Origin of the sequence: Streptomyces sp. NK15101 (assembly GCF_020400725.1) — a bacterium.
Taxonomy (GTDB): domain Bacteria; phylum Actinomycetota; class Actinomycetes; order Streptomycetales; family Streptomycetaceae; genus Streptomyces.
This window is the reverse complement of record NZ_JAINVG010000037.1, coordinates 64994-74388: the sequence shown is the minus strand read 5'-3', so window position 1 is coordinate 74388 and position 9395 is coordinate 64994. Positions and strand designations below refer to the sequence as shown.

Sequence of the window (9395 nt, the reverse complement as noted above, 5' to 3'; positions counted from 1 at the left end):
CGGCTGATCCACCGGCTCACCCACCGCCGGCCGGTCTCGGTCGACCATGTCCTGCACTGGTCGACCTGGCGACGCAGACGCCAGCACCAAACCCGCCTCAGCCACTACCAACGACGCGGCCACACACCACCCGAACCTGCCCAACCATCAGGACAAAGACCGTTGCAGTACTAAACCCCGAACGGCTGTCGCAGCCATGAGGCGAGGGCCGCGTAGTCGCCGTCGGTGAGACCAAGGCGGGCATCGACCCGGTGGACCAGTGCGTGTCCCCCATGGTGGGCGGTCACCCAGGCCCGATCCGTGTCGGTGACCTCGTCATCGACCCATGCGAACGGCCGCCCTGCCGCCCAGTCGACGAGGGCACGGGTCTTCCAGTGAAGCCCAGCGCGTTCGTCCTGTTCGTCGATGTCTGACGGCTCCGGCCAGACGACCACGGCGAGCGGCTGAAGACCGAGCAACGGAGCGATGCACTCGTTCGCTTCGTCCATCCACGTCGTGGCCCAGACCATCTCGCAGGAAAGCGCGGCCAGCTTGGCCCCGTGCCGAGGATTGATCCTGGTCAGGAGCGGGTTCGAGTCGGCCCCCGGCAGATCAGGACCGAGCGTATGGACCGGATACTCCTGCGGCTCCGCCCCGAACGGTATGAGCGGTCCGTCGACATCGAGGAACAGCAGCGGATGCCTCACAGAGCCAGTCACAACGGCACACGATAATGGAGTCGGACGTGCGGCGGCGGTCGGCCATGTGTGATCAGGGGTGTGTCCCGGTCTCGGCTGTGACTACGCCGTCTGCGTGGAACCCGATGTCTTCACCACCTCCGGCGGGTCAGCACCCTCGGTCGTAGATCGCCCGCAGCCACGGTTCCCTCACGGCGGGCATCCGCGCGAGCGTGTACCGGAACGCTTCTCTGGACGGCCGGAACGGGTACCACGAGTGCGGCGGCAGCGGATCGTCCCGTTCCACGCCTGCCGGCAGTCCGCCGACCACCGGCAGCCGGGTCCGGTGTGGCGGGAAGGCGAGCTCGGCCCAGAGCGCGGCGTCCACGGGCACCGGCACCGCCCCGGCGCGCGGCTGCCACATGTCTCCGGTCTGCGGATGGACCGGTACCAGCGCCAGGTCAGCGGCCGGGTCGCCGAACCCCGGCCCCGCCAGGTCCAGCCGTCTCGCGCCTTCCCCGGCGGGCAGCAGCGCGCCGAGTGCCCGGCCGAGGAGGTCGGCGACCGGCCCGGGCGCCGCCTCGACCGGCGCGCCCCCGGCGGCCACCACCACCTCGGCGAGAGCCACACCCGCCGGGATGTCCCGGTACTCGCTCAGCCGGTGCCACAGCGCGCCGGTCGCCAGCAGCTCCGCCCAGACCATGACCGGCCGCTCCGGCGGGCCTGGCAGCCGCACCACTGCCTGCGGGACGAGCCGGACGACTTGCCAGCACCCGCAGTCGTCCATCCTCGTTCCCACCGGCAGATCGCAGTCCAGGCAGGCGAGGTTCGGCCCGTCCCTCCCGTCGATCCCCCTGCAGTAGCCCCCGGTCCGCTCCAGGATCAGCTTTGTGCCGCGCATGTCGCCGGGCGCGAGGAGGACGGTGCCCGACGGACCGTCGGGCAGCGCGCCGAACGGCGCGAAGTACCCCCGCTCCGCCGCCTCGTGGACCCCGGCCTCGTCCCACCGCTGCCACGGCGGCCCGTACGGCGCGGGGTCGACGGCGTAGGACCCCGCCTCCAGCAGTGGCGGGTGCAGCGTCTCCCAGTGGGTGCCGGCCAGGTGGATCGGCAACGCCACCTCCGACACCGCCGCCGTCAGGACCGCACCGCAGCCCGCGCAGCCGAACACCGCCAAGTCGTCCCCTCCCGCCGTAGAAGCCCCTGCATACCACCAAGCAGGCAGACCGTGGAGCAAGGGGTTTTCAGAAGGCGCCGAACGCCCCGCCGAGTGGGCAGAGCGGGCCTCGACGTCCCGGCCGCGGCCTTCGGAAGCCGGAAGCCGCGCCGGACCGTGCGCTGAACGTGATCCGTACCGTCGGGTCAGCCGTCCATGATCAGGACTGTGCCGGCGAGGCGGCCGTCGAGCAGGTACGGGGGCACTGGAGCTGCTCGAGCCGACCTTTCGAGACGTGCGTGATACCAGATACCGGGTCTCCACCGAGCCGCTCGCGGGGGTCTGTCCGGTCGCCATGGCGAAAAAAATCCAGTTCAGGTCGGCTTCCGCGGGCTGCGGGAAGCATCATGGACTCGGACGTCTTGTTTTCCTTCCATGCGCGGGTAGCGGCATAGGGGAGAGAGGAACGGACATGAGCGCCAGCGAGAAGATCAAAGCCAAGGCCGAGCAGTTGGTCGGCAAGACCGTGCGGAAGGCAGCGCACGCAGTGGGAAACCGGAGTGTCACGGTGAAGGGCGCGGCTCTGGAAACCCGTGGCAAGGCCCGCGAAGCGAAGGAGCGGGGCAAGGACGTCTTCAAACGCTGAGCCCGGAATCGGCACCGGATCGCCCGGGAGACGCGTGATCACCTCGTGTCACCGGAGGTCGGCGAAGTGCGTGCGTCCGTACCTGCGCTCTCCTCAGTGGGGCGGCGGGGTGTCGACGGCACAGTCGAGCCCCGCCGGGCCGGTGAGGCCGGCCCACTCCTCCGACGACGCGCGACCAGCGAGGAAGCGCCGGGCCGTTTACCGCGAGGTACAGGCCGTCGACGGGGTACCGGGGCTCGGCGGGGCGGGCAGGCCGTGACCGCCGGGCCCGCCGGAGGGCTGCGCAGGGCAGACACGGCGGGGCCGAACACCTCGCGAGCCGCGTGCCAGGCGACGGCGGCCGCGTGCGCGACCGGCCATTCCACGTCCGGCCACCCCATGGCCTCGACCATGTGCCGACCGGTGTGCTTGGCGCCCGGGACGTGGTGCTCGGTGAGGCCCTGGACCCGGTGCTCGGTGGCGAACGCGGCCGGCGAGGGCACCAGGAGGCGGCCGGTGCGGCGGGACGCCTCGACTACAACCCGGTGAAGAGCGGGTCCGCCCGATGCTGCGCCGCCAGACCTTGGCGGCGGGGTCAGGTCAGGCGAGGCCGTCCCAGCCCCAGCGTGGGGTGGGACCGGGATCGCCCAGGTCCGTGCCCGGGGCCGAGGCCGAGACGTCCTTGGCGATCCGCGTCCCCCAGTCGAAGTACTCCACCACCCGGCGGCGCAGCAGGTCGTCGTCCGGCAGCTCCTTCTCCACAGCCGCCGTCATCAACTCCATCCAGCGCAGCCGCTGTGCCTCCGTGATGCCGAGCCCGAGATGGGCACGGAGCAGGGCCTGATGCCCGCCGTGCTCCGCCGTGAACCCGGCCGGGCCCGAGAACACCTCCGCCAGCCACACGGCCACGTGCTCCACATGGGTGGCGGTGAAGTCGGCGAAGACAGGTGCGAGGAGGGGGTCGGCCAGGACCCCCTCGTAAAACGTCTCGGAGAGCCGACGCAGCGCGCCGACGCCGCCCACGGCCTCGTACAGGGTGTTCGCATGCTCGGCGCTCATGAAGGGCCTCCGGGATCCGGGATGTCTTCTCCCAGCTTCCACACAACGCGGCCCGGATCCAAGGGTGTTCACTCTGGGCAGGGCGAGGCGGCCGACCGCAGACGTCCGCCTGGCGGACGCAGCGGCCGGTCGGAGACCATTCCCGTACGGGCCGAGGAGCGGGCGAGAAAGGCGCGTCCCCAGGCAGGCTGGAGCGGTCGATCAGCAGGGGCGGATATGGAAAACGGGGGTCCAGCTGGCGGTGCCCGTGGACTTGGCCACGTTCGACCAGCGTTCGCTGCCGTCCGAGTTGTAGAAGCGGGCCCGGGTGCCGGGCGTCTGGTTGTTGTTGAAGGTGCCGTCGCCGACGCCGTCGAAGTCGTAGTAGCCGCAGCGGTAGAAGTCGTAGTTGCGGCCACGCCCGTCCGTGATGCACAGATGGCCGTCTCCGCAGGCCAGGGCCGTATCGGGCGAGGCCAGGTCGCGGGTTTCGGAGTGGCCGGGGACGGCGAGGGTGACGGTGCCGCCGGCGGTGGCGAGCCTGTTCGCAGAGAGCTGGCGGGCCTGCGGATCCTCCGTGAGGACGGCGTCGACCTGGCGCTGGAGCTCCGCGGCCTGCCGGTCGGACAGTCCAGCGGCGCGGGCCTGCCCTGCGTAGACGGTCTGCTGACCGGCCGGAACGGTCGAGGCGCGAGCGGACAGGACGGGTCCTGCGATCAGGGCTGCGGCGGCGGTCATGATCGCCAGGGGCTTGCGCGCGGACATGGTGGTTCCCCTCTGCTTTCTGCAAGCGGAAGCCGGCCCGATTCCGACGGGCGGCCCGGATGTCGCGGCCTACCTTTCCACGGGCAGAGGGGCCGATTAAGGGCGAAATCGGTCGCTCGGACGGCACTCCACCGTCCACCGCCGACAACAGGCGGCCCGACAGCCCCATGCGTCTCGTACGCGCGTGCGCGTGTACGTGTGTGGGGCAACGATTCTTCGGCCGTGTGGCATGCGCCTCTCCGGCCAACTGCCTTCACTGTGCGAACGGGCGGCACGGATGGCGTGAAACGTGAAGGACGCGTTCCCCCGCTGCGGCCGAAGGCGCCGAGGACGGCCGGGCGGCCCGTCGAGGAGGCCTTCGCCGGGCCGGACCAGCAGACTGTGACCGTCCAGGGCGGTGTACTTGGTGGCGTAGCGTCGGCCGAGGGCGAAGCCGACGGCCGGCAGGGCCGCCGTCGGCACTCAGAAGGCGCCGGCGACGGTGAGGGCCGAGGCCGTGGCCTCGCCGAGTTCCAGGCCGGGGGTCAGGGCGCCCAAGGCGAGGGGGACGACGACGAGTGCCGGCCGGGCCCTGGTGGAATGCCGGCGCCGGAGGTCCAGGCCCGTCCGGGCCACGAGGAGTTCGAGCGCCCCAGGCACGAGCGGCGGCAGATGGCGCGGTGAGGAGCGGGCCCTCGGTCGGGGTCCCAGGTGGGGTCCCGGGCGGGGCCTCTCTCTTCCTCTGAGGGCAGTAGTCCGCCACAGGCCGGTTGCCGGACCTCGCCCGTGAGGCCGGTGCGCCCGCCACCGTATGGTTGCCGTCATGACGATCAACCGTCCGGGGCTTCCGGAGGATCTTCCGCCCGCCAAGACTCTGTGGGCCCGTTGGGCCCTGATCGCCGCCCTCGGTGCGACCACCGCGGACGAACGCCGGCCGAGCGTGCACCGCAGCGGCCACTGGATCGACGACGACGGGCTCCACTGGGACGACAGCGGCTGCACCTGGTGGGTGATGTCCAGCATGGGGGACGGCCGTTACGTCCTTTACGGCGAGGACGAGTCCAGCGAGGCGAAATGGCACGAGCCGCCGGTCGACATGCTCGCGGGCGGCCCCGCCTGGCTGCCTTGGAGCGAGCTGCGCGACCGGCTGACCGGCAACGAACTCGGCTGCGTCTACTGGTACGAGAACGAGGCCTGGGCCCGTGCGCCCTACCCCGACGACCTCGGCGACGACGGCCTGGACTGCGGAATGAGTACGCTGGCCGACCGTGCGCAGGTCACGGAGCTGCTGGCCCAGTACCTCGCGCCGGTGGACGGAGGGCCCGGCCCCGATGCCCTCCTCGCCCAGGCGGAGGCCGGCCGGCTCCGGGACGTGGACGCTCTGCTGGCGCGGGTACGCGACCCGGACGGCGACGAGCCGGACCCGTCCGCCGTGGCCCGCGCGCTCACACGCTCCGGCCTGGCGGGCGAGCCCGTCGTCGGCTGACCCGGAGCGTTGACGGCGCTCTTCGGAATCCGCTCTGACCGGAGTCGCGTGCAGCTCGTCGTCGGGTGCTGCGCCTTGTGGCGCTGAGCCGGGTCACGTACGGCCCCTGTCGCCTGGCGATGGCTTCCTGGGCGGGTCCGCGAGCCCTCCACGCGCGAGAACAGAACCCGGGCCGCCTCTTTCGGATCGTCTCCCTAGGCGTCCGCGAACCAGGGGCGGCCCTGGGCCCAGTGGCTCACCCAGCCCGTGAAGCCGGGAGTGCCGGGCATCAGGGCCTCGGGCGACCGGGGGCCGAAGGGCATCGCGCCCTCGCCGGCGATCTGCCAGACGTGACCGCGCTGCGGGCCGGTGACGATCAAGTGCCAGTACATTCCGCAGCCGTCGGTGCCCAGCAGCAGCGAGCCGTGGTCGAACACAGGGTCCGTCCGGGCCTCGAACTCCTCCGTCGACAGTTCCTCCTCGTCGCCCTCCGCCTCCCACAACCATGCCTCGGTGAGCGGGAAGGGCTCGGCGAGCAGGCGCTCGGGGCGATCCGCGCCCCAGTCCGGGGGCGTTTGCGCGAGGGGCAGCAAACCGTAGTAGGGCGGTCCGGCGCGCAGCCCGTCGCAGACCTCCGCCACGAACGTGCGGTAGGGCTCCGGGAGCACGATGCCGTGCTCCGCCTCGAAGGACCGCACTGCCCCCCAGCCCGCCGGCGGCGCCGCCTCGGGACGGGAGGCGAAGATCTCGCGGAGGACGGCCAGCTCGGCCGGATCGCATGTTTCCGTGTTCATGCCCGTCATCATGCAAGATCCGGCAGAGACGGCCCAGACGTATTGATCACGAGCGCCAGACCCGCACCGGCGCGATCCCCGGCGTCGCGCAGGACAGGAAGGCCGCAGGCCGGACCAGGGCGCCCGCCGGTCGGCCGGGCCGCCCGCCGGCCCAGGGCGGTCGGCAGCAGCAGGAGCAGGAGCAGTTCGAGGAGGACGCCGGGGCGGGGAGGTGTACGGACGGGGAGGCCGGTGCGTCGCGGCGCCCGGCGGGAGGCGGCGATCCAGGCGGCGGCGAAGACCACGGTCGGGGCGGCCAGTCTCGTCTCGGTGGTCGACGGCGGGTAGGGATTGACGCCCCACAGCACTCAGCCGACCGCGCCCGCGGCACTGAGCAGGGTCCCCCAGTCGGTGAGCGTGACCCCCACGCTCCGCCGGTACGTGCGTCTCGTCCGCGGTGACGTCGCCGGCCGCCGTTGACCACCAGCAGGTGCAGGCCCCACAGCGCGGCCAGCGGACCCGAGCCGTCGTCCGTGGCCATCCGCTCCACCACCAGCGGCCGGACCTGCGGCGACAGTTCCGCCCGCACCCGGCGCAGCGGCCGGACGCAGTGCCCGTCGTCCCAGTCGCCGAGCACGCGGGAGAACAGGTGGACGTCGCCGCCGACCGGCAGCGGCTCGGCGAACATGTCCCGGCCGTGGAGCTTCACCCGGTACAGGCCCGCGGTGGCCGCCAGATGGGCGCGGGCGTGCGGCAGCGTGTGCGGCGGGTCCACGAGGACGCCGCGGGCCTTCGGCGCGGCGGCCAGCAGCCGGCCGCCGCCGACGTCCAACCACCCGCTCGCGCCCCCGCGAGGTCCAGGATGCCGGGCACCGCGTCGAACACGGCGTGCCCGGCCTGCGTCACCCGCTGGAAGCGCCCCGCCGCCTCCCGGTCGCCCGCGAGGTGGGACAGCAGCGGCTCGCCGTACGCCGGCTCGAAGCCGGACGTCCCGGTGGCCAGCGCCTCCTCCGCGTGCTCCCAGGCCCGGTAGAACTCCTCCCCGTACAGCAGTGCCACGTCGCGCGGCGAGTCCGGGCGGTCCCGCAGCAGCTCGCCGACCGGTGTGGCGCGCGCTCCCCTCCCGGTCGATGTGCGGTGTCCCGATGCCCGGGGACCGCATGTGCTCGATGGGGTTGGTGCATTCGCGACTGGCCGCGATCAGGCCGTCGACCGGCTCGAAGCGGTGGAGGAAGTGGGTGCGGTAGCGGCCGGCCGGATAGCCGGGGAAGCGGATGGTGCCCTCGCCTCGGCACTCCACGAGGACCAGGCCGGGCCGGAGCGTCTCGTACGCCTCGACGTCGGTCCACTCCCAGTCGGGGAGCGCCTGGAGCGACAGCCCGCCGTGGCGGCGCAGGTTCTCGCGGCCGCGCACCACGAGGGGCCGCCCGCCTCGATCCGGGACAGCAGCGGCAGCCGTACGCCGAGGCGGCCTGTGAGCACGGCGGCCACGCCGCCGGCCGCGTCGGCCTCCACGCTCCGGCGCCCGCCGTCCCGTCCACACGGGCCCCCGTCCGGTGCCGCTCCCGGCCGGTTCCCGGGTTCCGTCGCGCGACCGGCCGGTCTTCGGCATCCTGGTGGCCTGAAGTACGCGCCCGGCGGGGTGAGTCGGGGCGGGCGGGGTGATCCGGGGCGGGGACCACGGAGGGGGCGGCCGTAACTGATGAGCGCGCACGAGAAGACCGAGGGAACACCGGACGTCGAGGGTGGGCCGGACGACGGGGAGCGGGACGACGGCCTTCCGGAGGAGGGCCGCGACGGCGGTGAGGGCGCAGACGCCGGTGAGCCCGGCTGGGGTGAGGCCGGTGACCTCGACGGGAGCGACGCCGATGGCCCCGGCGGGGGTGAGGTGGCGCCGCCTCGGCGTCGGCGCGGGCCCCGAGCGCGCACGGTGCTGCTCGGCGCGCTCGCCCTGCTGGTCGGAGCGGTGCTGCTGACCGCCGGTGCCGGCTACTGGGCGTATCAGCACTACACCGGCCGGGTGCAGCGCATCCCGCAGACCTTCCCCACGAACGCCCCCGTGCCCGCCACGTCCAAGGGCGGCAAGAACTTCCTCCTCGTGGGCCTCGACTCACGGTCGGACGTGCCCATCACCGGCAGCGACGCCAAGGGCAGGCTGTGGAAGTACGGCGACCAGCGCAGCGACGCGATGATGCTGGTGCACGTCCCCGAGGACCACTCCGCCGCCTACGTCGTGTCGCTGCCCCGCGACTCCTGGGTGGACATCCCGGGCCGGGGCCGGGCGAAGCTCAACGCGGCTTTCTCCTGGGGCGGACCGCCGCTGCTCATCGACACCGTCCAGCGGCTCACCGACGTGCGCGTGGACCACTTCGCCGTGATCGACTGGAACGGCTTCCGCAAGCTCACCGACGCCGTCGGCGGCGTCGACATCATCATGTCCGACGGGGAACGCCGGCACATGAACGGCGAACAGGCACTGGACTACGTGGGCGAGCGCGAGGACTTGCCCAACGGGGACTTCGACCGGACCCACCGACAGCAGAACTACCTGCGAACGGTCCTGGAGAAGGTGATGGGCTCGGCCTCCCTCAAGGACCCGCTGCGGCTGAAGGAGACGCTCGACATCTTCACCGAGACGGTCTCCGTCGACGAACGGTTCGGCGACGACGAGATGCGTGAACTCGTATGGGACATGCGGGAGGTGAGGGCCGGGGACATGACCTTCATGAACGCTCCCGTAAAAGGCCTCGGGACGGAGAGGGGGCAGTCGGTCGTCCATCTCGACCGGGCGCGGTGCGCCGAGCTGTGGAAGGCGTTCAAGGACGACGAGCTCGGTCCGTACGTCGGCACCCATCCGATCGACCGGCTCCGTCCGGCTCCCAACTGATCGGCTCCGCCAGGGGTGTTCGGGCTCGGTCCGACGGCCCGGGGGCCGGCT

The 9395-nt window shown here is 72.4% G+C and carries 11 protein-coding genes and 2 pseudogenes; 3 read left to right on the top strand and 10 right to left on the bottom strand.

The genetic code is table 11. The annotated features are described in order from the left end of the window. Positions 1 to 170 precede the first annotated feature (170 nt). Both K7G60_RS20815 and K7G60_RS20810 read right to left on the bottom strand, forming a co-directional pair. A complete protein-coding gene (locus tag K7G60_RS20815) occupies positions 171 to 698 on the bottom strand; it encodes an HAD domain-containing protein (protein ID WP_225802457.1) in 528 nt (175 codons plus the stop codon). A gap of 127 nt (positions 699 to 825) precedes the next feature. Then, positions 826 to 1827: a hypothetical protein gene (locus K7G60_RS20810; protein ID WP_308081691.1), complete on the bottom strand. Its 1002-nt coding sequence runs from the start codon at positions 1825 to 1827 to the stop codon at positions 826 to 828. 457 nt (positions 1828 to 2284) lie between these two features. On the opposite strand from K7G60_RS20810, the gene K7G60_RS20805 reads away from it, so the two are divergent. Further along, entirely contained in the window at positions 2285 to 2458 is a 174-nt protein-coding gene (locus K7G60_RS20805; RefSeq protein ID WP_225802455.1) for a hypothetical protein, read from the top strand. Between the two features lie 579 nt (positions 2459 to 3037). On the opposite strand, the gene K7G60_RS20800 is transcribed toward K7G60_RS20805, so the two are convergent. From K7G60_RS20800 to K7G60_RS20790, 3 genes are all read right to left on the bottom strand, one after another. Beyond that, on the bottom strand, positions 3038 to 3496 hold the full coding sequence (locus K7G60_RS20800) for a group II truncated hemoglobin (RefSeq protein WP_225802454.1): 459 nt from the start codon (positions 3494 to 3496) through the stop codon (positions 3038 to 3040). A 201-nt stretch (positions 3497 to 3697) separates the two neighbouring features. Further along, positions 3698 to 4240 (bottom strand): hypothetical protein, encoded by a 543-nt coding sequence (locus tag K7G60_RS20795; RefSeq protein ID WP_225802453.1) that lies wholly within the window; start codon positions 4238 to 4240, stop codon positions 3698 to 3700. 462 nt (positions 4241 to 4702) lie between these two features. Beyond that, positions 4703 to 4879 (bottom strand): hypothetical protein, encoded by a 177-nt coding sequence (locus K7G60_RS20790; protein WP_225802452.1) that lies wholly within the window; start codon positions 4877 to 4879, stop codon positions 4703 to 4705. 163 nt (positions 4880 to 5042) lie between these two features. Between K7G60_RS20790 and K7G60_RS20785 the strand changes: the two genes are divergently transcribed. Beyond that, positions 5043 to 5705 carry a hypothetical protein gene (locus tag K7G60_RS20785; protein ID WP_225802451.1) on the top strand — a complete coding sequence of 221 codons (663 nt, stop codon included), beginning with the start codon at positions 5043 to 5045 and terminating at the stop codon, positions 5703 to 5705. Between the two features lie 194 nt (positions 5706 to 5899). Here the strand turns inward: K7G60_RS20785 and K7G60_RS20780 are convergent, their stop codons facing one another. The 5 genes and pseudogenes from K7G60_RS20780 to K7G60_RS20760 all read right to left on the bottom strand — a co-directional run. Next, positions 5900 to 6490: an SMI1/KNR4 family protein gene (locus K7G60_RS20780; protein WP_225802463.1), complete on the bottom strand. Its 591-nt coding sequence runs from the start codon at positions 6488 to 6490 to the stop codon at positions 5900 to 5902. Further along, positions 6487 to 6825, bottom strand: a complete 339-nt coding sequence (locus K7G60_RS20775) for a hypothetical protein (RefSeq protein ID WP_225802464.1) — start codon at positions 6823 to 6825, stop codon at positions 6487 to 6489. The genes K7G60_RS20780 and K7G60_RS20775 overlap by 4 nt, the downstream gene beginning before the upstream one ends. Positions 6826 to 6974: 149 nt before the next feature. Further along, positions 6975 to 7232 (bottom strand): annotated as a pseudogene (locus K7G60_RS39440) (methyltransferase); the annotation flags it as partial. After that, positions 7163 to 7516, bottom strand: a complete 354-nt coding sequence (locus K7G60_RS20765; protein ID WP_225802450.1) for a hypothetical protein — start codon at positions 7514 to 7516, stop codon at positions 7163 to 7165. The gene K7G60_RS20765 and the pseudogene K7G60_RS39440, both read right to left, overlap by 70 nt. Positions 7517 to 7586: 70 nt before the next feature. After that, positions 7587 to 8069: pseudogene (locus tag K7G60_RS20760) on the bottom strand (PhzA/PhzB family protein); the annotation flags it as partial. 90 nt (positions 8070 to 8159) lie between these two features. Here K7G60_RS20760 and K7G60_RS20755 point away from each other — a divergent pair. Further along, positions 8160 to 9344: an LCP family protein gene (locus K7G60_RS20755; RefSeq protein ID WP_225802449.1), complete on the top strand. Its 1185-nt coding sequence runs from the start codon at positions 8160 to 8162 to the stop codon at positions 9342 to 9344. Positions 9345 to 9395 lie beyond the last annotated feature (51 nt).

Excerpts from the sequence above, each read along its gene's own strand:
- K7G60_RS20780 (WP_225802463.1), bottom strand. The coding sequence starts at position 6,490 with ATGATGACGGGCATGAACACGGAAACATGCGATCCGGCCGAGCTGGCC.
- K7G60_RS20805 (WP_225802455.1), top strand. The coding sequence starts at position 2,285 with ATGAGCGCCAGCGAGAAGATCAAAGCCAAGGCCGAGCAGTTGGTCGGC.
- K7G60_RS20795 (WP_225802453.1), bottom strand. The coding sequence starts at position 4,240 with ATGTCCGCGCGCAAGCCCCTGGCGATCATGACCGCCGCCGCAGCCCTG.
- K7G60_RS20755 (WP_225802449.1), top strand. The coding sequence starts at position 8,160 with ATGAGCGCGCACGAGAAGACCGAGGGAACACCGGACGTCGAGGGTGGG.
- K7G60_RS20800 (WP_225802454.1), bottom strand. The coding sequence starts at position 3,496 with ATGAGCGCCGAGCATGCGAACACCCTGTACGAGGCCGTGGGCGGCGTC.
- K7G60_RS20785 (WP_225802451.1), top strand. The coding sequence starts at position 5,043 with ATGACGATCAACCGTCCGGGGCTTCCGGAGGATCTTCCGCCCGCCAAG.